The 26968-nt window shown below is 49.4% G+C and carries 17 protein-coding genes and 1 tRNA gene; 2 read left to right on the top strand and 16 right to left on the bottom strand.

Annotated elements, in window-relative coordinates; translation table 11 throughout:
• Positions 1-32: 32 nt before the first annotated feature.
• Positions 33-1175: a hypothetical protein gene (locus tag HDT28_00585; GenBank protein MBD5131084.1), complete on the bottom strand. Its 1143-nt coding sequence runs from the start codon at positions 1173-1175 to the stop codon at positions 33-35.
• A 120-nt stretch (positions 1176-1295) separates the two neighbouring features.
• Between HDT28_00585 and HDT28_00590 the strand changes: the two genes are divergently transcribed.
• On the top strand, positions 1296-1598 hold the full coding sequence (locus HDT28_00590) for a DUF1540 domain-containing protein (GenBank protein MBD5131085.1): 303 nt from the start codon (positions 1296-1298) through the stop codon (positions 1596-1598).
• A gap of 511 nt (positions 1599-2109) precedes the next feature.
• Here HDT28_00590 and HDT28_00595 read toward each other — a convergent pair.
• The 8 genes from HDT28_00595 to HDT28_00630 form a co-directional block, all read right to left on the bottom strand.
• Positions 2110-3915: a DnaJ domain-containing protein gene (locus HDT28_00595; protein ID MBD5131086.1), complete on the bottom strand. Its 1806-nt coding sequence runs from the start codon at positions 3913-3915 to the stop codon at positions 2110-2112.
• Between the two features lie 309 nt (positions 3916-4224).
• A complete protein-coding gene (locus HDT28_00600) occupies positions 4225-4503 on the bottom strand; it encodes a hypothetical protein (protein MBD5131087.1) in 279 nt (92 codons plus the stop codon).
• A gap of 33 nt (positions 4504-4536) precedes the next feature.
• A complete protein-coding gene (locus tag HDT28_00605) occupies positions 4537-8172 on the bottom strand; it encodes a response regulator (protein ID MBD5131088.1) in 3636 nt (1211 codons plus the stop codon).
• Positions 8173-8566: 394 nt separating this feature from the next.
• Entirely contained in the window at positions 8567-10510 is a 1944-nt protein-coding gene (gene cadA, locus HDT28_00610) for a cadmium-translocating P-type ATPase (protein MBD5131089.1), read from the bottom strand.
• Positions 10511-10543: 33 nt separating this feature from the next.
• Positions 10544-10762, bottom strand: a complete 219-nt coding sequence (locus HDT28_00615; protein ID MBD5131090.1) for a heavy-metal-associated domain-containing protein — start codon at positions 10760-10762, stop codon at positions 10544-10546.
• Between the two features lie 135 nt (positions 10763-10897).
• Positions 10898-11221, bottom strand: coding sequence for a winged helix-turn-helix transcriptional regulator (locus HDT28_00620; protein ID MBD5131091.1), 324 nt, complete (start codon positions 11219-11221; stop codon positions 10898-10900).
• 152 nt (positions 11222-11373) lie between these two features.
• Complete coding sequence (locus HDT28_00625) at positions 11374-12618, bottom strand: hypothetical protein (protein ID MBD5131092.1); 1245 nt, start codon at positions 12616-12618, stop codon at positions 11374-11376.
• A 6-nt stretch (positions 12619-12624) separates the two neighbouring features.
• Entirely contained in the window at positions 12625-13194 is a 570-nt protein-coding gene (locus HDT28_00630; GenBank protein ID MBD5131093.1) for a sugar O-acetyltransferase, read from the bottom strand.
• 160 nt (positions 13195-13354) lie between these two features.
• Here HDT28_00630 and HDT28_00635 point away from each other — a divergent pair, with 160 nt between their 5' ends.
• Complete coding sequence (locus HDT28_00635; GenBank protein MBD5131094.1) at positions 13355-14239, top strand: LysR family transcriptional regulator; 885 nt, start codon at positions 13355-13357, stop codon at positions 14237-14239.
• A gap of 167 nt (positions 14240-14406) precedes the next feature.
• Here HDT28_00635 and HDT28_00640 read toward each other — a convergent pair whose 3' ends face one another.
• From HDT28_00640 to HDT28_00670, 7 genes are all read right to left on the bottom strand, one after another.
• A complete protein-coding gene (locus HDT28_00640) occupies positions 14407-16164 on the bottom strand; it encodes a hypothetical protein (protein MBD5131095.1) in 1758 nt (585 codons plus the stop codon).
• A gap of 377 nt (positions 16165-16541) precedes the next feature.
• A tRNA-Arg gene (locus HDT28_00645) sits at positions 16542-16618 on the bottom strand.
• A 449-nt stretch (positions 16619-17067) separates the two neighbouring features.
• A complete protein-coding gene (locus HDT28_00650; protein MBD5131096.1) occupies positions 17068-18939 on the bottom strand; it encodes a glycoside hydrolase family 13 protein in 1872 nt (623 codons plus the stop codon).
• A 129-nt stretch (positions 18940-19068) separates the two neighbouring features.
• Positions 19069-21492 carry a glycogen/starch/alpha-glucan phosphorylase gene (locus HDT28_00655; protein ID MBD5131097.1) on the bottom strand — a complete coding sequence of 808 codons (2424 nt, stop codon included), beginning with the start codon at positions 21490-21492 and terminating at the stop codon, positions 19069-19071.
• Positions 21493-21671: 179 nt separating this feature from the next.
• Positions 21672-23132, bottom strand: a complete 1461-nt coding sequence (locus tag HDT28_00660; protein MBD5131098.1) for a glycogen synthase — start codon at positions 23130-23132, stop codon at positions 21672-21674.
• A gap of 136 nt (positions 23133-23268) precedes the next feature.
• Complete coding sequence (gene glgB / locus HDT28_00665; GenBank protein MBD5131099.1) at positions 23269-25371, bottom strand: 1,4-alpha-glucan branching protein GlgB; 2103 nt, start codon at positions 25369-25371, stop codon at positions 23269-23271.
• Between the two features lie 271 nt (positions 25372-25642).
• Complete coding sequence (locus HDT28_00670; protein MBD5131100.1) at positions 25643-26899, bottom strand: leucine-rich repeat protein; 1257 nt, start codon at positions 26897-26899, stop codon at positions 25643-25645.
• Positions 26900-26968 lie beyond the last annotated feature (69 nt).

Genomic DNA, 26968 nt, shown 5'->3' on the forward strand with positions numbered 1-26968 from the left:
TGAGTTCGACTTTTTTATTGCCGTTGATTTTACTAATCTTTCATGATAAACTCCGTCCACCACCGAAGATTGAGTATGCAATCGCACAGCCCGATCATGGACAGTATGAACAGCGCCATGGGAAAGATCACCATAACTACGCCGATGACTGCGACTACGACCGTCGCGGCGATTTTTGCTTTACCCTTGAACAGCGACGAGAAATACACCAATAGCGCGAAGCACGTTAAAGCCGACGGGAGCGTGGCGAACGCGTGCATGAACGTGGCGGCGAGCGCTTCGAACCCGCCGACGAATTCGAGCACGATCCCCGCCAGTGCCGCGGGCAGAACGCACGACCAAAGGTACGAGCGCGGCATACTCATTTGCGAAAGCGGCGTAGTCATGACCCTTACCCCGCCGAGTGCGCGCGTGCTTAGTTTTAGCTCGGCTTCCGTCGTGCCGAAGTCGTTGAAGCTTGCCGTGCGGCGGTTGATGATCACCGACAGCACGAACCCGACTCCGCCCGTCACGCCGCCGAAGTGCAGGCAGTAATACCAGATATACGGACCGAATTCCTCACCCGCGTACTCGCCGAAGAATTGCTTAACGGCGTCGGTATAGCCGGCGTCGGTCGGCATTAGCTTGGGAATATCGATAGGCAGGTCGAGCCCGTTATAGTAGCTGCGCGCGAGCCAACCGATGATCGGGTCGGCGTACTCGGCGCTGGCGTAGTTCGTCGCGATCTCGGCGATCGGAACGCCCGCAACGAGCCGTACTATTCCCACACCGACAAGCGCGCCGCTTACCGCGCTTATCGCCGCGATCGCCGCACACGCCAAATAGTGCGGGAACTGCGCCGACAGTGTGAGCCCACACAGCCCGAAGAACAATGCGACCGAGTATATCACTGTCAGAATATCGTAGTTGAGAGTGAGCGCGCACGCGCCGTACGCGATCACGCAGCCGAGCGGCAGGTACAGCCCGAACCGCCTGTAAAGCAAGTACAGCATGGGCAGGATTATCGGCATGAGCATGAGCGCCGACGACGGCATTGCGCCCGCCATGATCAAAAATAGCGGCACGAGCGCGTACGACAAAAGCTCGTACACCGGAACGGCGTACTGCGGCACGCGCCTGAGCTCGGCGAGTGCGGCGCTATGTTCTATCGAGTTTTTGCGCAAGGCTTTGAGCATAGTTCTAATATACCACAATTCGATATGTTTTGCAACCGCGTAAGCAGATACGGCGTGTATAATAATCGAGCACATGGGAATAATAACTCTACAATTATTTTTTCTACGAGGAGTTTGACCATGTACGATCTTAAATGCGGACAAAAGGATTGCGCGTACAATCACGGGTATTGCTGCTGCGCAAAGGATATTGCGGTTTCTACGGGGACCTGCTGCACGACCTATCAAAAAGTCGACGGCGACAGGAACATTAACACCGAGATCGCGGCGGAGTTTTCCAAGCCGAACTTTACAGTTGATACCGAGGTCGAGTGCAATGCGCCCTGCTTGTTCAATCATTCGTGCAAGTGCATTGCCAACGGTATTACCGTATCCACTGCCGACGACGGTACTGCCGAATGTCTTACGTTTATTAAGAAATAGTTCCCCCTACTTCTTTGAAAAGAAGTAGACAAGAAACTTTTGGTGTCGGGTGTTTGCGAAAGTTGTTATTTTACGTTACACCCGAATAATGGCAATGCTTTATAAATATCTTTAACGCCACTTGAAACAAGCAGACAAGAAACTTTTAGTGTCGGGTGTGGAATTGGGTAGAGTATTGGTTGTTTCACCCGAGTAATGGCAATACTTTATTAATATCTTTATTCAGCCTTCCCCTCAGGGGGAAGGTGTCACGAAGTGACGGATGAGGTGTTTAATCTTATCCTTATTCTATACCATAATCAATAAATAATAAGGTTGAATTGTTCACCTCATCCACCGCGAAGCGGTCCCCCTTCCCCCTGAGGGAAAGGCATTGGTTCGTTCTGCTTACACACTCTATAATCACCGCGTAGCAGTCGAGTGATACCTACCGTTCTGCGGCGAAAACACAAAGACGATTGAACTATACGGATCAATCGCCTTTTAATTTTTAATTATTAATTTTTAATTGTTATTTGTTCCCCGTACCTGTTGTCGGCTTTGTTCCGGTAGTTGTTTTTTTTGCGGTAGTGGTGCTGCGTTTTACCGCCGCGGCTTTTTTCTTTTCCTCGGCGGATATGTACTGATTGGCGAGCTTGGAGCCGAGCTTAGCGGCCTGACGGATAAACCCGTTTCCCGTTTCCTCGTTCTTATCAACGCCCTCGCCGCGGATAAAGCAAAGACCCAGGTAGTACATAGCGTCGGGGTGCTTTTGCTTGGCGGCTTCCTTGAACCAGAACGCCGCTTGCTCTAAGTCTTTGTCGACGTCCTCACCGTGATAGTGCAGCTCGCCGATAGCAAACTGCGCGTTGACGTCGCCTTCGAGCGCCTGAGCGTTGAGCTCGTCGTAGTGCGCCCAGAATTCCTTGCTCGCTAAGCGATTGCGGTATTCCTCGGTAAGGCTCTCGTTATCGGCGATGCGCTTACGCTCCTCGGCGATACGCTCGGGCGTGATGTTGATAGACGCATTGTATTCCTCGCGCTTTTGCGGATCGGACAAAACGGCATAGGCTTCCTCTGCGCGTTTGAGCTTTTCCACGACGGCGTCATCCGTCTTGCCCGAATAGCGCTTGACCAGCTTGGAGTGCGCAATCTTGATTTCCTCGTCGGTCGACCAAATGAGTACGCCGAGCGCGCCGTATAGCGTCGACTTGGCAAGCCTGCGGTCGTTTTGGGTCTTTTTCGCCCATTCTTCGAGCTTGCGCTCGGTATCGGTAATGAACTCCTCGCTACGCGCGTACTGTTGCCACTGCTCTATTTCGCCGCGAAGCTCGGTCGCTTCGGCGTTGACGTCGTTGAGCTGGCGTTTGAGCTCTTCGACCTCGACTTGAAGCTGCTTGCGCTTATCCTGTTGAAGCTGGAGCTGCGCGGTGCTCGTCATTTCGGATTGTTTGAGTTCTTGTTCGAGCTTGGCTTTCTGCTCGCTCAGCTCGGTATTTTGTTTTTTGAGTTCGGCGTTCTCGTCGGTCGCCGTCTTTGCCTCTTTCTGCGCCGCTGAAAGCTTTTCTTTAAGACTCTCAATCTCCGCCTTGCATTTCTGCACCGCAGACTTGCGGTTGCCCTCGTTCTCGCGCAGCGATCGAAGCATTTCTTCCATTTCTTTGGCGCGAAGCTTTTCTTGCGAAAGCTCGCGGTCGCGGTTGAACAATTCCTGTTCGAGATCGCGCCTGTCCTGTTCGGCGGATTCCGCTTGCTTCTTAAACCGTTCTATCGAGGCGTTCTCTTGTTTCAACCGTCTGTTCTCGGCTTGGAGCTCGCGTATGGTTGCGTTGATTTTGTCTTTCTCTGCGGCAATCGCGGCTTTCGCTTCGGCGAACCCGTGCTCGCGGCCCGCGTGGAACGCCTGCTCGCGTAACGCTTGGATCTGAGCCTGTGCCTGTGCGTTCTGGTACTGTGCCTGTGCGCGCACGCGCGCCATTGATGGACCGCCCATGCCACCCGCCGCTCTGTATGCCGCCTGACGTGCCGCCGCCGCTTGCCGTGCCGCTGCGGCTTGGCGCGCTGCCGCCTGTGCCTGTGCGCGCTGACGCGCTATTATGTCCTCGGGATTGGGTTTGGGCGCCGCGGCTTCTTTGAGCTTTTGGTCGTACTCGGCGCGTGACTTGGGATCGGACAGAACGGAGTTAGCCTCGTTTATGTCGGAAAACTTACTCGCCGCGTCTGCGTCGCCGGGGTTGACGTCGGGGTGATAACGCTTGGCAAGCACGCGGTAACTGCGCTTGATTTCTTCGTCAGTCGCCGTCGGCTTGATATTGAGAATTTGATAATAGTTCTTCATTTATCCTTGCGTCTCCGTGCTGTATAATTATACCGCTATATGCGAATTTTGTCAAGCACTTACTTCTTTGAAAAGAAGTAAGCAAGAAACTTTTATTGTCGGGTGTTTGCGTAGGAAGTTTATTTGAGACTCCACCCTAGTAATTTCGTTTCGTTATTAATTTCTTTTACGCCACTTTGACGCTATCCCTGTCATTCTGAGCGTAAGCGAAGAATCTCTATTTTTCTTATATACATTATTAATTTCTTTACACCACTTAAAAATCGCCCCATAAACTTTACAGCTTACGGACCGATTTTATTTGAAGTTTTATTGAAAAATCTTTTCGATTTTATCCGCCAACTCATCCTTTGATACTATAATGTCATACCTCGCGTCCTCGGGGTTCTCGGCGTTATATCTTATCACTCCGTTATCGTTAAGCTTATCTATAATAAGCGCCGCGCGCGCGTACCCGATATCCAAATCGAGCTTCAAGCTCATGGGACCGATTTTTCCACTTGACATTGCGTTAAGAACGCCGCGCAGAGCGTACTCCTTGTTGGGCGCGCTCACGTCCGTATCGTTTTCCACGTAGTTCAAATCCATAACAGTCACCGATTAACCGACTTCGCCTCAAGCTTATTTAAGGAGCGTTTTCAGCGTTTCCATCAGCTTATCTATTTCGATCGGCTTAGCCGCATACCCATTCATGCCCGCGTCCAGCGCTTCCTTTCTATCCTCGTCGAAAGCGTTTGCCGTCATTGCGACGATCGGGATAGACGCCTTCTTTTTGCTTTTCAGCGCACGAATGGCGCGGGTAGCCTCATAACCGTTCATGACGGGCATTTGCACGTCCATGAGTATCAAATCGTACGAGCCGGCGGGCATATTTTTCATCTTTTCCACCGCTACGCTTCCATCGTCCGCCGTGTCGATAGTGAACCCTGCGCTCTCCAAGATCTCTTGCGCGATCTCTTGGTTGAGCTCGTTGTCCTCGACCAGCAAGATCCTCTTGCCGTCAAAGCGTATCTCGGCTTTTTCCTGTTCCTGCTCGGCTTTCTTATCCGCGTACGGTGCGGCGAGGATACTGCGCAGCTCCGAAAGGAACAACGGCTTGGAGCAGAACGCCGTAACGCCCGCTTCGCGCGCTTCATCCTCGATATCCGTCCAGTCGTATGCCGTCAGAATTATGACGGGCGTCGAGTTGCCGATTATCCTGCGGATACGGCGAACGAGCTCTATGCCGTTCATGTCCGGCATTACCCAGTCGATTATATACGCGCTGAACGGCTCGTTCTGTTCCAACGCGAACTGCGTGCGAATAACCGCCTCGTTGCCGAGCGTCGTCCAGTCGGGGTGCATACCTATGGCGGAGAGCATTTTGCTGACGCTGATACAGGTGTTCACGTCGTCGTCCACGACGAGCGCTCTGAGGTCCGCGAGCTGCTCCAACCTCTGCGACTCGACGGGCGCGTCGGCGACCCTGAACCGTAAGGTTACGATAAACTCGGAGCCCTTGCCGACCTCGCTCTCGACGGTGATCGTGCCGTTCATCATGTCTACGATATTCTTGGTGATAGCAAGGCCCAGACCGGTGCCCTGAATGCCGCTTACGGTGGAGGTCTGTTCGCGCTCGAACGGTTCGAAAACGTGCTTCAAGAACTCGGGGCTCATGCCTATGCCCGTATCCTTGATGCTGAACTTGTAATCGGCATAACCGTCGGTCGCCTCGGCGGTCTGGATAACGCGAACGCTAACCATGCCGCCCGGCTTGGTATACTTCATGGCGTTGCTCAAAAGATTAAGCAGCACTTGGTTAAGCCGAAGCTTGTCGCAAATAATAGTCTCGTTCGTCACGTCGAGAGTATCGATATAGAATTCCAACTGCTTCGACTTGACGTCTGCCTGAACGATGGTTTTTAGGTCGTGCATGATCTCGGGGAGACTCGTTTCCTTCTCCTCGATCTTGACCTTGCCGCTCTCGATACGGCTCATGTCGAGCACGTCGTTAATGAGGCTGAGCAAGTGGTTGCCCGAGGTCATGATCTTGCCCAGGTAATCGCGTATCTGCTCCTTGTTGTCGAGATGGGTCGACGCCAAAGAAGTAAAGCCGATAATTGCGTTCATGGGCGTGCGGATATCGTGGGACATATTGTTAAGGAAAGTGGTCTTGGCTTTATTGGCGTACTGCGCCTGCGCAAGCGCCTCCGACAGAACGTCCTTCTGTTCCTGCTCCTTGCGGATAAGCTCGTCGATATTGCGGAAGCCCACAAGGATAAAATCTCCGTGACCCTTTTCTTTATCGCCGCCCGTAATCTTTAAGTACGTGTATTGGTAATGATGAACTTCGCCGCAGTCGAGTATGCGGTACGTGCCCGTATATTCGCCGCTTGCCGCAAGCTGCTCTTTTACTTTATCGAGCGAGAGCGCCTGTGTAAGCTCCTCGCGGTCGTCGGGATGAACGCGAGTATGGATATACCGTTCGAGAATGGACCAGTAATCGTATTCTTCGTCCGAGTGATCTTTGAGCCCTTCCACGACGTACCCTTCCAGCTTGATAATTCTCGCGGTGGACTTTTCGTCGTCGACGGCGTAAACATTTGCATAGTCGCGGCTCAGCGCCTCGACGATAGCGAGCTGCTCCGCCATCTTCTTGTTCGACTGCTCGGTCGTTTCCAGCATCTTCTTGTTCCAGCGCCCACGCATATAAAGCGCAACGATAACGAACGCAATTATTGCGAGCGCTATGACTACGCCGACTATCAGCCCGGGGTTTTCTTTCAAGAACTGACCGAAGCTGATATCGCCCGAATAAGAAATATACTTGGAAGCGATTTGATTGAGCGTTTCGTCGGGAGTTTGCTTGATGCATTTGTTCAGTATGGTGACGAGTTCGTGATCGGTACTGTCGCTTATATGCATACTGAACGACGTGCTCATGCCGTTCAACGAATTGTAATACAACGAATTGGTGGAATCGTGATTTATATATGCCTGAGCGGAATAGGCGTAAACGTACGCGGCGTCCGCCTCTTTGTTAAGCACGGCGTGCATAGCGTCCTCGCCCGTGGGATAGCTCTTGACGGTATATCCGCCCAAATAACCCTCGATAAGCTCTTTGCCCTGAGACTCCGCCACCGCAACAACTTTAATGCTGCCGCTGAAATCTTGACGCGTTACTCGCGCCATTCTCGCCGTCATGTAACTGTTGGTGTTGAAGCCGTGAGAAACGACGTCCTCTACGATATCGTCGGAGTCCGTGCTGTCGATAATAACGTTTACGCCGTTCGCAACGGCAACCGCATGATAGTCGTCCGCGGTTTCGAGCGCAACGAGCTCGTATGGCAAATCGGCAAGCCTCATGAGCTCGGCAAAGTAGTCGGGCATAATGCCTTTCAGCTCGCCGTTCTCAGTATAGGAATAGGGCGCACGGTCGCCGCGCGCGGTTATCTTAATCGTTTTATCGCCCGATTTTACCTGCGCGATATATTCCTTCTCGCGCTCGGTAAATGACAACGCCGAGGAATAAACCGCACCGTAATACTGGTAGAACAGCACGTTTTTCCAGTCGCCCTCGTTGATATCCATTTGCTCGATCGCGTAGTTGATCTCGTCAAGGAGCGCGGTATCGCCCTTTCTGACGATAGCGTAGAAATCGTCCTCTGCGGTAACGTCGAGTTCCTTTTCGTTTTCCGCTTTCCTGAGGTTGCTGGAAAGTATCGCGTCGATCTTCCCGCTCTGCAAAGCCGCGGCAAGATCGTCGGAATTGGCGTATTCCTTCGTCTTATAGGTAAAACCCTTTTGCTCCGCCCATTCCGGCAAGCTGTCGTTCTGGCTGCTGCCCGCAACAAGACCGATCGTCATTCCGTCGTAAGAGCTGTAATCGCCGCGGTGAAGCTCCGTGTTGTCGACGCGGATGGACAGAACGGTTTTTCTTCTGCCGATCGGCAGGGAGAAGTCGTATTTTTCTTCGCGGTCCTTGGTCCTGCTGGCGGAAGTCACCACGTCGATCTCGCCGTTATCGAGCATGGTGAGCATATCGCCCCACGATTTGTCGTAGCCTATGTATTGAAAATTGAGCCGCGAATATTCGGAAACGAGATTAAGAAAGCTGATGCCGTAGCCACTCAGCCTGCCTTGCTCGTCCTTCATGTGATAGCCCTCGAAGCTGAAAACACCCGCCTTGTACGTGCGACTGTTAGATTGCGCCTCGTCGGCAAACGCCGGCACGGCAAAACAGGCAATACCGAGGACAAAGCTCAATGTCAATGCCAAAATTAATGCCACGCACAAAAAAAGGTGCGTTTTAACCGTGGAAAATACTGCACTCCTGCTTCGAGCGCCGCATTCCCCGTAATATTGTTTTTTATATTTTGGCATATTTTTCTCCTTGTCACTCCCGAACGGATATGCTCGGTGCAAGTAGACCAAACGTATTCGAGTTCAAACAGTATATTTATTATACCACAATCACAGATTGATTTGTCGATTTCTTTACCGCAAATGTATATTATTTTTTCTAACCATATTTGCAGTTGGTTCTATTATACCATATTATTAATCAAAACACAACATAAAATCTCCATTTAATATAATTTATGTGTTTTCGCGCCCAAAAAGCCACATAGCAAAAGCGGAAACAATAAAGTTTCCGCTTTCGGTGGGCTGTTTAATTTGCCGACGCAATCGACGAGGCTTGACTTTTCGGCGTTTTTACGTATTTGGAGTTGACGCGCATGGCATTGAGAATCGCAAGCACCGCCACGCCGACGTCGCCGAACACCGCGATCCACATATTGGCAATGCCGAACGCGGACAGCACGAGAATGGCGAGCTTGACGATAAGCGAAAACCAGATATTCTCCAATACGATCGACATGGTCTTTTTCGCAATGCGCTTGGCAAGCGAGATCCCGCGCAGGTCGTCCTTCATTAAAACAATGTCAGACGCTTCGATAGCCGCGTCGCTTCCCACGCCGCCCATCGCTATGCCTATATCGGACCGCGTAAGTACGGGCGCGTCGTTAATACCGTCGCCGACGAAGCACAGCACGTCCTTCTGCCCTTTCGTCTTTAACATACCGTCGACTTCTTCGACCTTGTTCTGCGGCAAGAGCGACGCCTTGTAGCCCGTAAGCCCGATTTCGGTTGCAACGCTTTTGGCAATCGCCTCGTTGTCGCCGGTAAGCATGACGGTTTTACAACCCATTGCGTTCAGCTCGCCGATAACCTGTTTGGATTCTTCCTTGATCTCGTCAGAAATCAACAGCGAGCCTATGAACTTTCCGTTCCGCGCGACGTAAACGACAGTACCGAGCCGGTCCTCTTTTACGAATCGAATGTCATTTTGCGCCATCAGCTTTTCGTTGCCGCAATAGATTTTATCGTCGCCGCAGGTCGCCACAATGCCCGAACCCGCTACGTTCGTGAGAGTATAACCCCTTTCCGCGTCCTTGCCGTAGGCGGCAACTATGGAGCGAGCGATCGGATGATTGGAGTCCTGCTCCGCGATTGCGGCGAGCCGCAGGATCTCGTCCTTATCGCTTTCGGGTGTGATCTTCGTTACCGCAAAATTGCCTTTGGTGAGCGTGCCCGTTTTGTCGAAAACAAACGTATTCGCTTTGTTGAACTTTTCGAGATAGTTGGAACCCTTGACCAAAATGCCGTACCGCGACGCAGCGCCGATACCCGCAAAGAACGACAGCGGTATCGAGATAACCAAAGCGCACGGACATGACACGACCAAAAAGCTTAACGCGCGGTACACCCAAGTCGACCAATCCGTCGTTATTGCGCCGGGGATTATCGCAAGAAGAATTGCCACGATAACGACCGACGGAGTGTAATACTTGGCAAACTTGGTAATGAAGTTTTCCGCTTTCGATTTTTGGCTCGACGCGTTCTCGACAAGGTCGAGTATTTTTGATACAGTGGAGTCGTAAAACTCTTTCGTGACTTCGACTTCGATTTGCGAGGTCAGGTTCACGCAGCCGCTTATAACCTCTCCGCCCGCGGAAACGTCGCGCGGCAGGCTTTCGCCAGTCAACGCTTTGGTGTCGAGCGTCGTCGCGCCGTTTACGATAATACCGTCCAAAGGCACTTTCTCGCCGGGGTTGACGACGATTATATCCCCGACCTTGACCTCGCTCGGGTCGACCTGTTGGACGTCGCCGTCGCGCTTAACGTTCGCGTAATCGGGGCGAATATCCATAAGCGCGGAAATCGACTTGCGCGATCTGCCCGTGGCGTACGACTGGAACCACTCGCCTACCTGATAGAACAGAAGCACGGCGCAGCCCTCGTCGAACCCTTCTATTTCCTGACCCGTTACGCCTCTGTATATGCCGAGCGCGTACGCGCCGAGCGTAGCAACGCACATTAGGAAGTTTTCGTCGAATACTTGACCGTGCAATATATTGCGAATGGCTTTCCACAGCACGTCGTACCCGATAATGAAATATACGACCAAATACAGCGCGAACGGAAACAACCAACCGTAACCGCTATCGAATACTCCGTCCAGCCCGATGATTTTATCGACGATAAAAACAACGGCAAACAAACCGAGCGCAATGAGTATACGGATAAGGTTTTTCTTTTCCTTTCGACTCATTGAAAGCTTTTTCATAACGACCGCTCCACCAGATCAAAGTATGATCCTGCAATCGGGCTCAACTTTTTTGCAAGTCTTAACTACGTCTTTCATAATGCTGTCGAACTTGGCGTCATCCGCCTCGATCGTCAGCCTTTGGCTCATAAAGCTCACCGACGCGGAAGCAACGCCGTCGATTTTGGCGATTGCTCTCTCCATTTTAGCCGCGCAGTTCGCGCAATCCAAATCTTCCAACTTAAATACCTTTTTCATAAGGCACCTCCGATAAATTTATTAATAGTACCCGCTCTCGCGGTAGCATCACTTGCTCTTTTGAACATTTACACTATTGAGTAACTGTTCAACTGTTAGCCCTTAAAAAACAGGGCAACGCCCTGCAATTAAGGCTTATTCTTCGTTGACGTGGGTCAAGCCGTACTCCAATATTTTGGTGACGTGCTCGTCGTCCAACGAGTATTTTACTTCTTTACCTTCCTTGGTTCCCTTGACCAGCTTTGCCGAGCGCAAGACCCGTAACTGATGAGATACCGCCGAAATGCTCATGTCCAAAATGTCCGCTATCTCCCCTACGTACAAATCTCTGATTTGCAAGCATTGAAGTATCTTCGTCCTCGTAGGATCGCCGAACATCTTAAAAAGCTCCGCAAGGCTGTATATGACGTCGTCGTCGGGCAGCATATTTCGTATCGCTTGCTTGGTATCTTCCGCCATACAAACCTCCATTACTTGAACATTCTTTCAACTGTTCAATAACAGTATATACAATTAAACCGAAGTTGTCAACTGTTTTTTCTATATTTTCTCAAAAATTTTTTCAGAGTCCCGTCGCACCTTACTCTTAAAAGAAAAAGTTGAAGGTTTAATTATTCCTGCGTACCATCTAATGATAACGTGATTGTTACGTTACCCGTTCCTAATATCTCTTTGAGTTCCGCTTGCGTTATATTGTCTATTTTTCCGAGTCTTGTATAGCTCCAACTGTTCGAGCCGTAAAAGAGTACGAATTGATTGCCTTGATACAAAACAAACTCGCAAGGTTGAGCCGTTATCTGCTCGTTGCTCGTAGGCAAACTAAAACCGAAACCGCCTACTTTTTCCCAACCGCCGTAATCACTCGTATTGATTGTAATCGGCGCTGTTTTTAAGCGTTCTTTCAATGCTTCCGTAGCCGAATTTCCGGCAAGTGTTGCCGTAAGAGTCGTACTCCCAATCGTGAGATATACGGTATTGCTCTGCACGGTGTTTTCCGATTTAAGGTCATTCATTGTCAACCAATCCGAGATAGATGTCTGCATATTCGAAAGTGTTGCGCTTGTAAAATGAAGATTTTCTTTTACGTCTGCGTTTTGGCATCTGCTTTTAATGCTGTTATGAGCCGTGCTTCCACTGCTTGATGCCGCTGTACTGAACGTGTAAACGGTCTTTCCCGATAGCCCGTTATAGCGTTCTATAAACGACCTTATAATCATAGGCTCGTATCCGTTCCAAATCGGATAGCCTATAATTACGGTGCCGTAATCCGTCATATCGATTTGCGAATACGTCTTATCGGAAATTTCGGGACGGGCGTCCGTTCTGCGTTCTACTTGACTTCTCGAATTGGAATCATTGTAGTTTGTATCTTCCGCCGTGTATGGAATTGACGGTACGATTTCTACCCCGTCGCCGTTGCTCTGCGAGATAATTTCGTTCGCCACTCGCCTCGTAGTGCCCGAATACGAGAAGAAAACGATTAAGATCCCGTCGGTCGGTTCGGTAGGCGTTTGCACTTCCGAAGATTGCCACTTCGCATAAAGAGTAATGTCGCGCTCTACCCTGTCGGTTGCAAATTTCCATTCCTCCGCATCTTCGCCGACGGATTTGTACCATCCGAGAAAAGAATAGTTTTCTCTTTTCGGTGATGCCGGACTAACAACTGGATTACCTTGACGCACCTTCTGACTTTCTACGTTGCTTCCGCCCCGGCTGTCAAAGGTTACCGTATAATACGGTGTCGTATCTTCGGGTAAATCGCCGCCGTCGGGCGTATTATCCGAACAGCCCGCAAGAGCAAAGACAAGACATAAAACAAAAGCGGATAAAATAATAATCAGACTTTTTCTTTTCATTGTTACTTACTCCTTGATATTTTTTATTATTCTTGCGGGGACACCGCCGACTACCGCAAATGCAGGTACGTCTTTGGTTACAACCGCACCTGCGGCTATAACCGCACCGTCGCCGATAGTTACTCCCGAAAGGATTGTTGCGTGTGCGCCTATCCAAACGTCGTTACCTATTTTTATAGGGGCAGGCGACATATTTGCTCTGTGTTCCGGCATCAAATCGTGATTTAACGTCGCTATCACAACTTGTTGACCTATAAGAGCATTATCCCCTATTTCTATTCCGCCTTGATCCTGAAAACAGCAACCCGAATTGATAAACGCGTTTTTGCCCACCGTTATATTTTGCCCGTAGTCGGTGTAGAACGGCGGGAAAAGCCCGAAGCTCTCGTCAACCTTTTGCCCGATAAGCTCGGAAAACAGTTCTCGTAATTCTTCTGGTGTCCGATAGGTATTATTCATTTCGACCGTTATCTTTCTCGCTCTTTGCGCCATTTCGTGCATATACAAGTGCATTTCGGAATTTGCCGCTATGTGGGTTTGCTTTTCCATTTCAGCCTTGAATTGTTCGGTATTCATAAATGATTGCGTCCCCAAAATTTTTGTTTTCTTATATTATATACCACAATCTACAATATATCAAATACCTATATTTTATAGTTAAGTATAGCGTGGACGCATAGTTGACTTACACCCCGCTTTTTGATATAATTATGGAAAATCAACGGCGGTAAAACAAATGGAACTTCGCGAACTGAAATATTTTCTTGCGGTTGCCCGCGAAGAAAATATCAGCAAAGCCGCGGAATATCTTTTTATAACACAACCGAGTCTGACGCGGCAGATTCAGAATATGGAAACCGAAATCGGTCAACCGCTTTTTATTCGTGCGGGGCGTAAAATGCTTTTAACCGAAGCAGGGCTTCTTCTTCGTAAACGCGCCGAAGAAATTGTAGAGTTGTACGAAAAAGCCGAACACGAGTGGTTAAACCTTTCCGATGACGTGAGCGGTGAAATTTATATCGGTGGCGGCGAAAGCTACGGTATGACGATTTTAATTGACGTTATAAACGAGATGCGGAAAACTTACCCGCATATCAAAGTAAACCTTTACAGTGGCGATATGGTTGACGTGTGCGAACGACTTGATAAAGGACTTCTCGATTTCGGACTTTTAATGCAACCCGCAGATCTTACAAAGTATGAAAACCTAAGACTGCCTTACGTTGACACTTGGGGGCTTTTAATGCACAAAGACCACCCGCTTGCTCAAAAAGAATTTATCATACCCGAAGATTTAAGCGACATACCTATTGTCGTTTCAAGACACTCACTCCCGAAAAGCTATCTGACCGAATGGTACAAAAACGCTGAAAATATCAACGTGATGGGAACTTACAATCTTTTGCACAATGCGTCCTATATAGCGGAAAGCAAAATCGGATGCGTTCTATGTCTCGATAAACTCATAAACACGACAGGCAAAAGTAACCTTACGTTCCGTCCGCTCCACCCGTCTCTTGAAGTACAGCTTGACGTCGTATGGAAAAAATATCAGGTATTTTCCAAAGCTGCTCAAATCTTCCTGAAATATTTGAATAATAAAATCACAAACTTAAAGTAGAGCGGATGATTTCAAACAGCATTGAAAAATAATAAGAACAAACCGCTACATACGGTAACGGCTTTCTTATGACAAAAAAGTCGATCAATACGATAGTGACATATCGACCAACTTTTATGGTACACCACCTTGAACGTAAATTGAGCGGTTTTGTTCCGTTTTTTGCTTTATTCTGTCGTTATACTGAAAGAAACACCATAGATAACAACACCCACCGAATCAGTTACATAATCACCCTTTTTGTTTATATGTTCTTTAATGTCAACTGATAGCAAGTAAACATCTCTACCTTTACTTTCATAAAACAACTGTCGAGCCAAAGGGGTTCTAACATTGTTATTATCGTTCAACCAAATTGGTTTCGTTTTTATCTCTAATACTTTTGTCGGCGATGACAAATCGCACAATGCAAGAACTTTTCTATCGTCAGAAATACATAGCTCTTGACTCATAATTGCTTCGTCTTTGAAAATTTCGTTTTTAATGTACTCAAAAACACCTTTCAAATTTTCCATAACCAACTTAGTAACTCTGTTCACTTCCGCAATATACTCATCATTTTCTCTATCCAAAGACTTTATTGTTCCATCGGCTTGCGCTACGACAGGCATTTCACGAAAAGGACTTTTTAACGACCATACGTATTCTAACTGCTGATTGTTTTGTGATAAAAATAAAGAATTATCTTGCTTATTAACATTTAATTCAGCGTTTATTCCATTTTCAAGAGCAATGCCGGTTATATTAGTTGGAAATTTTTTAATTAAACCCAATATACTTTTGGGAAAAGAGTATTTGTATATTTCTGAACAGAGCGCTGTTGGTGGAGCATTTATTTTTGCGATTGTTTCCAATTCGGGATTAGAATTAAGATAAGATACTGGTATAATATATTTTTCGTTCCACCTATACAAATGGTTGTTTCTAAAAAACAGTCTCCCGTCTTTTACTTTTTCAAACAGTTTCCATTCTAAAATACAGTCATTCTGCGACGAGTGCGTTTCTTGTACTCCGTCTATTCCAAAAAGCATACAAAGATTATCCTTTGTCATTTGACCTTCATAGCCATATCCAGCACGGGGCAAAAAAGACTTGATATTTTCATATTGTAAATCTTCAAAACCATTAAGATTGTGCCTTTTGCAATAATTAGTTAGAAATGTAAAATCAAAAGTTCCTTTACCGCCACTAAATGATAATAAAATTCTATCTTTTAGGTGAAAGAAATCAATAATATTATCTACTTCGCTTTGGGTCATATGTGATACACTCGATAGCTGTTTATCTGTAATACCGTGTATCCAACCAGTTAAAACTAACGGTTGCAGTTCAAGCGGAAATAATCTATTATAGCAAATACCAGTACAAGGGTCAAAAATAGATAAAGATAACAAATCATCATTGGCTTTTCGCACCCCATTTGTTTCTACGTCAAATACAACATATTTGTTTTCCGAATTGTCAACAACTGCTTTGTATCCAGTTTCCACTAAGCATTCTTCAAATCTTATAGGTTCAGGGGTTTTAGGTAGCTTATACTTGGGAAGTAATTTTATTGCTTCCATTAAATTCTTAATAGCTTCATCTGCTTTTTTGCTACGCTTATGCTCTTTTTTATAATCTTGCAATTCATTAAGCCGCTTATTAAATAGGTCATATTCCGTCACACCGTCTCTTAATGCAACTTGTATTTGCTCTAATTTTTCAGAATAATCCCACCCATAATTTGTCAACATAAACCCATACGAGATTGAAATGAGTTTATCCGAAGTGAATTTATAATATAGGCTATCCGTTGATGGGCGCTTTTTTCCTTTCCATAAATGACCTTTTGCATATATAAGATAATCATTATCATCTAAAAACTCTTGAATTGAAACAAGCGTAATCTTTGGGTCTTTTGAAAATTTTTTGCGAGCCTTCATATTATTTTTCCTACGTTATTAGCGATTATTTTTTATTATAGCAAAATCTAACTTGTTTTTCAAGTACATACACTAATAAAAGGATTTTGGCACTATGGCGGGTGCTTGATATATAACAAGTGCGCCGCTACGCAGCGCAATCAAGCACCCGCCGCAACGAAAAGACCGAACGACAAAACCGAAACGCCGAGCGCCCAAAGACAACGCCGCTGAACCGCTTGGCGTTTGCCTTTGACGTTAACAGTCTAACACACTTCTTGCTCACGTCAAGTGGCTTTCTTGGCACAAACCGCCGTTGCGGCACGCTTGCGCACGATAAAATTAGGCAAGCAAAAAGCCTAAACTAAACTTGATTGCAGTTCAATTTAGGCTTAGAGTGGTACACCCGACAAGATTCGAACTTGCGACCCTCAGAATCGGAATCTGATACTCTATCCAACTGAGCTACGGGTGCTTATTCCCTCTCCTTTTACAGAGAGGGATTTTTATTGTGTTTTTGTTTTGCTGTTTGGGCAGTATCGTCACCCGACACTGACAACTGAGCTACGGGTGCTTATTCCCTCTCCTTTTACAGAGAGGGTTTTTTATTGTGTTTTTGTTTTGCTGTTTGGGCAGTATCGTCACCCGACACTGACAACTGAGCTACGAGTGCTTATTCCCTCTCCTTTTACAGAGAGGGTTTTTTGTTGTGTTTTTGTTTTGCCGTTTAGGCAGTATCGTCACCCGACACTGACAACTGAGCTACGGGTGCTTATTTCCTCTCCTTTTACAGAGAGGAATTTTTATTGTGTTTTTGTTCTGCTGTTTGGGCAGTATCGTCGCCAAGCTATGCGCACAAAAGCTCCCGAAAGAGAGCTTTTGTATTATATCATTAATTTTTTGATATGACAACCGATTTAACGATTATTTTTTCTTTTGCGGTTTTTCGGGTATAACCGTTTGCTTGGTGGCTTTAATAATAGCTACGCTCTTATCGTCGACCTTGCCCTTGAACGGCTTATACGTCATCAAGTCGGTGTACTCGGTCTCAGGCAATTCGGGAGTATACTCGCTGCCCGAGTTATTGACGATAACATATATTATTTCATTCCCAAGCTTGCGCTTGAAGAACATTACGCCGTGATCGGCGTCGATAGCGCAGTACCTGCCGTGCGCAAAGATCTCGCGCTCGTTAGTTCTTACCGCGCCAAGCTTTTTATACCATTTGAGCAATTCCTTATCGGCTTCGCCCCAAGGATAGCACTTTCTATTGAACGGGTCCTCGAAGCCTTCCATGCCGACCTCGTCGCCGTAATACACGCAAGGCACGCCCGGAAGCGTATACTGCAACGCCGACGCGAGCTTGACGAGCTTACTCGCTTCTTCCCTGTTCTTGACCTTAGCCGTCGCCTTATCCTCTTTGCACTCGATATGTCCGTTATCGCCGAGCACCGTCATGAGCCTTGCCGTGTCGTGGTTGCCGAGCACGTTCATCAGGCTGTCGAGCGCGTGCTTGGGATAGTTGTTTATCACAAACGCGACGGTATTATTGAGCCGCGCACTGTCGCCGCAACGCACGAAGTTAAGTATGTCTTCCTTGAACGGATAGTTGGTTACGCTGTCGAGCTTGCCGTCGGCGATAAAGCTCCGTCTTACGCCGTCGATAATAGGATTGGACGCGTCGACGAACAACTCGCCGTAAACGAGCGCGTCGGCGTTTTCCTTCTTGACCGCTTTTGCGCAGTGCGCGATAAACTCGTCGCCGAGCTGGTCGCAGACGTCCAGTCTCCAACCGCCCAAGCCCATACGCGTCCAGTAGCGAATAACGCCTTCCTGCCCGTTGACGAACTCGTCGAACATAGCGTTCTGCGGATCGGTCGTCGGCATGATATCGATATTATATCTGCACTCGTAATCGTTGTTCCAGTTCCTGAACTTGTACCACGGATAGTACGGCGACTTGACCGACTGGTACGCGCCGACGCTATCATAACCGCCGTGCTTATTGAAGTAAATACTGTCGTCGCCCGTGTGCGAGAACACGCCGTCGAGAATGATCTTGATACCGCGCTTATTCGCTTTCTTGATAAGGTCTTTAAGATCGTCGATAGTGCCGAAATCGCTGTCCACGCGCATATAGTTGCCGACGTCGTACTTATGATTGGAATGCGCCTCGAATATAGGCGTAAGGCAAACGCAAGTCACGCCGAGGTTTTTGAGGTATGTAAGCTTCTTGGTTATGCCTTTGAGATTGCCGCCGAAGAAATCAACGTTGGCTATCCTGCCCTCGCCGTCCGCACGGAACTCGGGCACGCCGCCCCAGTCCTCGCGGTAAGACGCATAGCTCTTGGTCTTGTTGCGCTCGCCGCCGATAAAGAACCTATCGGGCATGATCTCGTACATGACGCCGCCGTCGACAAACGTGGGCGCGTACTCGTCCGCCGTAACGGTAAGCTGCCAATCGCTGCCCTTGCCGAGAAGCGCGTGAAGATCGTCGCCGCCGCCGACGCGGTAGGTCTGCTCGTCGGTCTGGATATCGAAGTGATAGAAGTACACGCCCGAGCTCGTGACCTTGACGGTTATCGAATAGGTATACTCGCCGTCCTCGTCCTTAACGCAGTTCATCGCGTAGCGCACAGGGTCTTCGCCGTGCTTTGTGAGAACGAGGAAAACCTCGGACGGGTTTTGCGGGCGCGTGAATTTAAGCGTAAGGCTTACGGGTTCGCCCACCGTGACCGCGCCCGTAGGCGTTTTGTACTTTTCGCAATTGGGAAAGAACGATACAGTTTTATTCATAAATGCTCCTTAATGCCAACTCTCGCAAGGTTTTTGCGAGAGCCGATAAATGATATAAAGCTTATTCAACCTTATAATATATTAACTTAAAAGTTTCTTGGTTACTTCTTTTCAAAGAAGTAACGAAAATTATTTCTTAACTTTTTTAAGCGCCCAGATATTCTTAGCATAATCGTTGATCGACCTATCGGACGAGAAGATACCCGCCTTGGCGATATTGACGAACGCCATCTTGTTCCACTTAGCGGTATCGGCGTAAGCCTTGCCCATCTTGTCGGCGGCGCTGAGGTAATCGTCGAAATCGAGCAAGCACATATACGGGTCGGCGACCTGATAGCTGCCGAGAATGAGATAGTCGGCAATATCGGAGAAGCTCTCGCCGTCGAAGCCCACGCGGAGCCTATCGACAACGCGCTTAATCTGGTCGTTATGCGCGTAAATATTAGACGAGTTATAGCCCGCACGCCACGCGCGCTCGACTTCCTCGGTTTTAAGCCCGAAGATGAAGATGTTATCGTCGCCGACGTACTCGCCGATCTCGACGTTCGCGCCGTCGAGCGTGCCGAGCGTGACCGCACCGTTTATCATGAACTTCATGTTGGACGTGCCCGACGCTTCCTTACCGGCGAGCGAAATCTGTTCGCTGACCTCTGACGCGGGAATGAGGTGCTCCGCCTGCGTAACGTTGTAGTTCTCTACGAACATAACGTCAAGCTTGCTCTTGATAGCGGGGTTCTTTTGAATCTCTTTCGACAAGCAGTTGATAAGCTGAATAATGCGCTTGGCGTGCATATAGCTGCCCGCGGCTTTCGCGCCGAATATAAAGGTCTGCGGCGCGACCTGCTTATTGGGATCGTCCAAAAGTTCGAGGTAGTAATGCACTATTTTGAGCACATTCAAAAGCTGACGCTTATACTCGTGCAAACGCTTGATCTGCGTATCGAAGCGCGATTCGGGATTGAGCACGAAGCCCGTCGTCTTTTTGATATACTCGGCGTAATCCTTTTTGTTCGCCTGCTTGATCTTGCCGATCTTGTCGAGCACGGTCTTGTCGTTTGCGAACTTCATAAGGTTAGCGAGCTGTTCGGGCTTGGTGTAGAAGTCCGCACCGATAAGCTCGGTAATGAGCGCGGCGAGCCGCGGGTTGGACTGGATGAGCCAGCGACGGTGCGTGATACCGTTAGTCACGTTGGTGAACTTGTCGGGATAGATCTCGCTGAACTCGCTGAATATCGTGTCCTTGATTATATCGCTATGCAGCGCCGAAACGCCGTTGACCTTTTGCGAGCCGATAACGCAAAGGTTAGCCATTTTGACCTGATTGTTATGGAGTATACGCATCGCGTCGATCTTGCGCCCGTCGGCGTGATCCTGTTCGAGCGCGGTGACGAACCTGCGGTTGATCTCGCAAGTGATAGCATAGATACGCGGGAGCACGGTGCGGAACATATTCTCGTCCCACTTTTCGAGCGCTTCCGCCATGACGGTGTGGTTGGTGTAGTTGACCGTGCGGATAGTGATATCCCACGCTTCGTCCCACGAGAAGCCGTGCTCGTCCATGAGCAAGCGCATAAGCTCGGGAATAGCGAGCGCGGGGTGGGTGTCGTTAGCGTGAATGACCGCCTTGTCGGGCAGGTTTTTAAGGCTCTTGTAAAGGCGCAGGTGGTCTTTGATAATGCTCTGCAACGACGCCGAAACAAGGAAGTATTCCTGTTGCAGCCGAAGCTGCTTGCCCTGGCTATGGTCGTCGCCGGGATACAGGACTTTGGAAATGAGCTCGGCTTCCTTGTCGCGCTGCATCGCTTTTTCGTACTCGCCGCGCGAGAACGAGTGCATATCGAACTGCGTAGTCGAAGCGGACGACCAAAGCCTGAGAACGCTTACGCCGGCATTGTCGCCGTAGCCCGAGATCATAACGTCGTACGCGAGCGCGTCCACGCTGTCGCAATCGACGTAGCGCACGTGCATTCTGCCGTTCTCCTCGCGCTCCTCGACGCGTCCGCCGAAGTTGACGGTAAACCGCTTATCCGAGCGCGGCATCATCCACACCTCGCCGCTCGGCAGCCACATATCGGGCAGCTCGACCTGCTGGTTGTCGACAATGCGCTGACGGAACAAGCCGTACTGGTATTTAATTGTAAAGCCCATTGCGGGATAGTTGAGGGTAGCAAGACTGTCCATAAAGCAGGACGCAAGCCTGCCGAGACCGCCGTTACCAAGTCCCGCGTCGCTCTCGCGCTCGAAAATGTCGTCGAGCGAGAACTTCATATTTTTAAGGCATTCCTTGAACTGATCGGTGAGCCCGAGGTTGAACAGATTGTTTTTGAGCGATCTGCCGATAAGGAATTCCATGCAAAGGTAATACACGCGTTTATACTTGCCGTTGGCTATACGCGCGTTATTCTCCTGCTTCTTTTGGAGCAGAAGGTCGCGAACTACCAGTGAAACCGCCTTGTATATTTGATCATCGGTCGCTTTATCGGGAGTGATAGCAAAGTATCGGGCGAGCTTATCAAGTACAAGTTCCTGCACTTCATTGGTTGTCTTATTCATAGGTCCTCCGTAGTCGAAATTTAGAATTAAAAATTACTGACTTGTTATTGTGGCATTGACCAAACTGCGAAGACGCGTCGTAGGCAAGGAAAGGGCAAATTTTCGACGTGGAGTGCACTTCGGGTACATGACCCGAGAAGATTCGCCACTGCCGCCGCATACGGCGATGTATTCGCGGCTTAGCCGCAAATTACTCGATAAAGTACGTTGAATTCCAGCGCGGCTTTATTCCACGAGAAGTCGCAGTGCATGGCGCGCTTGACGAGTGCGTCCCACTCGTCGCGGTGGTAGTAGTACATGGACACGGCGCGGGTGATCGTCTTGTCCATAACGTCGGAATCGTATTCCTCGAACAGGAAGCCGTTACCGGCGTCGCCCTTGCCGCAGTCTACGACCGTATCGATAAGCCCGCCCGTTGCGCGAGCGACCGGCACTGCGCCGAACGCGCAAGCGTACATTTGCATAAGTCCGCACGGCTCGGTGCGCGACGGGAGCAAGCAAATGTCCGCCGCCGCGAGCACTTTCTTATAAAGGTCGCGGTTGGTGGTGATGAGCGCGCGCACGCGGCTGCTGTACATGTTCTGGATGTGAGTGAGATACCCTTCGATATCCGAATCGCCCTGCCCCACGACTACTAGCTGGATATTGGTGTCGAGAATGTTGCCGCCGTTGTCCTTGTTGATGGACTTGCGTAAAAGGTCATAGCCCTTGTACGGCGCCATGTGCGCTATCATGCACACAAGCGGCACGTCCTCGTCCTCGGGAAGCGAGAGCATACGTTGAAGCTCGATCTTGTTCTTCTTCTTTTTATCGAGCGTGTTCGCGTTGTAATTAACGAACAGCGACGGCGATTTTTCGGGGTTGAACTCGTCTATGTCGATGCCGTTGAGTATGCCGACTATTTTTGCGCGGTTCTCGATGAGTATGCCGTCGAGCCCGCCCGAAAACTCCGGAAGCCTGATCTCGCGCGCGTACTGCGGCGACAGCGTGGTGATCTTATCGCACGTGACGATCGCGCCCTTAACGAGGTTAATCGCGCCGTTGAACTCGACCACGGACAGCTTGTCTTCGGGTATGCCGAACACGTCGCCCGCAATTACTGCGGGATACAGCCCCTGATAGTTTATGTTGTGAATGGTGAAAACGTTTTTGATATTCTTGTATTCGGGCTTATCCTTGTAATCGAGCGCATAGTAAACGGGCACGAGCGCCGTAAGATGGTCGTTCGATTGCAGGACCTCGGGCTTGAAATCGAGGTGCGGAATGAGTTCGAGCGCGGCGCGCGAAAGGAACGCGAACCGTTCGGCGTCGTCGTAATAGCCGTAGATTTTGCTGCGCTTGAAGTAGTACTCGTTGTCTACGAAGTAGAAAACCACGCCATCGTATTCCATGCGGAACAGTCCGCAGTATTGGTTACGCCAGCCGAGCTGAACGGTGATATTGCACACGAAGGTCATTTGGTCCTTGTAGTGTTCGGCAACTTCCTTGTAAAGCGGAAGCATTACGCGCGCGTCAGTCTTTTTGGTCTTGATGAGCGCGCGGGGGAGCGCCGAGCATACGTCGCCCATACTGCCCGTGGAAGCGAACGGTATCGCCTCCGTCGTAACGAATAAAACGTTGGTCATTTTTGCTTTTGCCATTATGAATTCTCCTTAACCCTCGCACATGATATGACGTACTGTATTTATTATTATTGTATCATATCGTCGGTGAAATTGCATACGTTGTCGGGCTGATTGTAATATGCGGGGTTGCTAATTAATTACGGTTTTTGTATTATTTTGTCGTTTTCTTAGCCGCAGGCTTTTTAGCCGCAGTTGTTTCCCCTGCCGCCTTTTTTGCGGGAGCTTTCTTTGCTACGGGCTTGTCCGCCGCCGCAGGCTTTTTCTCTGCGGGCTTTTTGGGCGCGGCGGCAGCAGTCGCTTTTTTAGCCGGGGCTTTCTTAGCCGCAGTGACTTCCCCCGCCGCCTTTTCCTCGGGCGCGGCGGCTTTTACCTCTGCCTTTTTCGCTTCGGGCTTTTTCGCCTCGACCTTTTTAGCCGCGGGGCTGTATAACAGTATCGCGCCCATGGGCGGAACGTCTATGCACAGCGAGTCGTCCTTGCCGTGGCTTGCGATCTTATCGGTCTTGTACTTAGCGCCCGACTGACCCCACTTGAAGATCTCGGTGCGGAGAAGCTCGGTGTACTCGCCCTCGTGCGCGCCGAAGCGGTAGCCTTCGTGCGGTACGGGCGAGAAGTTGATGATCGCGACCATGCGGTTATCGTCGTTGTCGCGGCGCTCGTACACGAGAATGTTTTGCAGGTAGTCGTCGGAAACCAGCCACTCGAAGCCCTTCCAGTCGTAGTCGATCTGGTGCATGGCGGGATAGTTCTTGTAAATGCCGTTGAGCGTGGAAACGAACTTTTTAAGGTCGGCGTGCGCCGGGTATTCGAGAAGATTCCAGTCGAGCTCTTTATTGAAGTTCCATTCGTTGAATTGACCGAGCTCCGCGCCCATGAACAATAATTTCTTGCCGGGGTGCGAGAACATATACGTGAGGAAGTTTCTCACGCTCGCGAACTTGACGTCGTAATCGCCCGGCATCTTGTTGATGAGCGAGCCTTTGCCGTACACGACCTCGTCGTGCGAGATGGGCAGAACGAAGTTCTCGGTGAACGCATATATCATAGAGAATGTGATCGTGTTGTGGTGGTACTTGCGGAATACGGGATCGACTTTAATGTACGACAGAGTGTCGTTCATCCAGCCCATGTTCCACTTGAAGTTGAAGCCGAGACCGCCCATGTCGACGGGGCGCGAAACGCCGCCCCACGCCGTGCTCTCCTCGGCGATCATGAGCGCCTTGGGGTACTTGGCGAACACTGCGGTGTTGAGTCTGCGGAGGAAGTCGACCGCTTCGAGGTTCTCGTTGCCGCCGTAGATATTGGGACGCCACTCGTACCTGCCGTAGTCGAGGTACAGCATACTTGCTACTGCGTCGACGCGAAGTCCGTCGATGTGGTACATATCGAGCCAGTAAAACGCGTTAGAGATAAGGAAGTTCCTTACCTCGTTGCGACCGTAGTCAAAGCAACGCGTGCCCCATTCCTTGTGCTCCATACGCAGCGGATCGCTGTGCTCGTAAAGCGGACCGCCGTCGAACTCGTACAGTCCGTCGCCGTTCTTGGGGAAGTGACCGGGTACCCAGTCGAGTATGACCGCGATACCGCAGGAGTGCATTTTGTTTACGAGGTACATGAAGTCCTCGGGCGTGCCGTAGCGCGAGGTCGGCGCGTAGTAGCCCGTTACCTGATAGCCCCACGAGCCATCGAACGGATATTCCGCAACGCCCATAAGCTCCAAGTGCGTGTAGCCGAGCTCTTTGAGGTATTCGCTCATTTCGTCGGCGAACTTGCGATAGTCGAACGTGTTGCCGTCGGCGTACCTGCGCCACGACGCGATATGCGCTTCGTATACGCTCATGGGCGCGCTGTACGGATCGGGCTTGTTCTTAATGTAGTCGGCGTCCGTCCAGTTGAAGTGCTCTATGTCGACGACCTTCGCGTTAGTGCCCTCGAAGGTCTCGCGGTGGAACGCGAACGGATCGCACTTATATATAGGATAGGAGAAACCGTTCTCGATGTAGAACTTGTAGTTATCGTAAAGCTTAACGCCCTTGACGGTAACTTCCCAAATACCGGCTTCGGTTATCTTGGTCATGCGGTTGGCGTTGATATCCCAATTGTTGAAATCGCCGATGACCGCGATCGAGGTCGCGCGCGTCGACCATACGCGGAATACCGCCGTACCGGTCTTTGCGTCGAAGTGACAGCCTAAGTATTTATAGGCGTCAAAACAATCACCGTGATGATAAGCGTCGATCAACTTCGTATCCATAAAAACGTGCATCTCCCTGTGCGTTTTTTATTGCGTGAATTTCTCACCCCGTCAATTATACACCATTTAAAGATAAATATCAAGCCTTTTCCAAAAACTCTCATACTTCTTTTATAAAAGAAGTATGCAAAGAAAACTAAGTTCGGGTATTTGCAGAAGTTATTTATTAATTGTTACACCCGAGTAATAGCGTGCCGTTATTTGTTGCTCTACGCCACATTATCGAACATTAAAAAACGGCTAAGCCGCACGGCACAACCGTTTTTAATTATCAATTTTCTTCCTGTCTTATCATAACTTCGCAGTTATCGGGGAAATCGTTGTACCGAAGGTCGCCCGAAACCGTCGCCTTCTTTAAACTGCTACAACCCGAAAACATACTATCCCCCATGCTCGTCACCGAGTCGGGTATATCGATACTCGTCAAGCTGCTGCAACCGAAGAACGCGCTCTCGCCGATACTCTTTACGCTGTTTCCGATCTCGACGCTCTCCAAATCGCTGCAACCGTAAAAAGCGCGCTCACCGATAATAGTCACACTGTCGGGTATTTTTATACTCCCCAAACCGCTGCAACCCGAGAACACCCGTTCGTCGATATTGACCACGGTGTTAGGTATCTCTATGCCCGTCAGCCTGCTGCAACCGGAGAACGCACGCTCGCCGATAAACGTTACGCCGCTCGGGATCTTTACGCTCGCCAAGCTGCTGCAATGCGCAAACAAATAACTTTCGATACGCACTACGCCGTCGGGTATTACTATACTCGCCAAACTGTTGCAACTGAAAAAAGCGTATTCGCCTATGCTCGTGACCGAGTTCGGTATCTCGATTTTCGCCAAGCTGATGCAGCTGGAAAACGCCTGCTCGCCTATGCTCGTCACACTGTCGGGGATTTCGATGCTCGTCAAGCTGCCGCAGGCTAAAAACGCGTTTTTGCCTATTCTCGTGACTGAGTTAGGTATAACAACGCTTATCGCCGTATTATCTTTAAGCTTATTTATCGTGTACGAGCCGTCGGCGTTTACCGAAAACTCGAACAGCTCGGACAACCGCCTCTCCTCGTCCATGCGCCTGCGCAGTTCATCCAAATGCGCTTTACGCGCGACATAATATTTGGCGTATTCGATATTTTTAAGCAGTTCGTCCTCGCCGCCGAAAATCTCCTCGGCAATGCGGATATGCTCCGCTATCTCCACGCCCTCGTATTCCTTGTAATTATGAGAAACAATACGTATCAAACCGATATAAGCCGTCTTATCCATAGGATCGACTTCGATACGTTCGTTACAAATTTTTTCCGCCTCGTCGTACGCACCACGAATTATCATGACGCGTAGCTTGTCGTCGCGCGTCTGCTTTTCGTCAACGGAAGCTTGCAGCTCGTCGACTGCGCCGTCAGCCTCAGGCGCGTCGGTATTATCGGTCGCGACCGAGTCCGTTTCGTATTTACTCAGATCCACGCCGCAGTTGCCGCAAAACTTACCGCCGCTTATTTTACTTCCGCACTCGGGACAAAATTTCAACATTATTATTACTCCGTATGACCGACTGTTAAAATTATAACATACACGCACAATTTAAGTCAATTTATTTGT

The sequence above is a fragment of the Clostridiales bacterium genome (assembly GCA_014799665.1).
Taxonomy (GTDB): domain Bacteria; phylum Bacillota; class Clostridia; order Christensenellales; family Pumilibacteraceae; genus Anaerocaecibacter.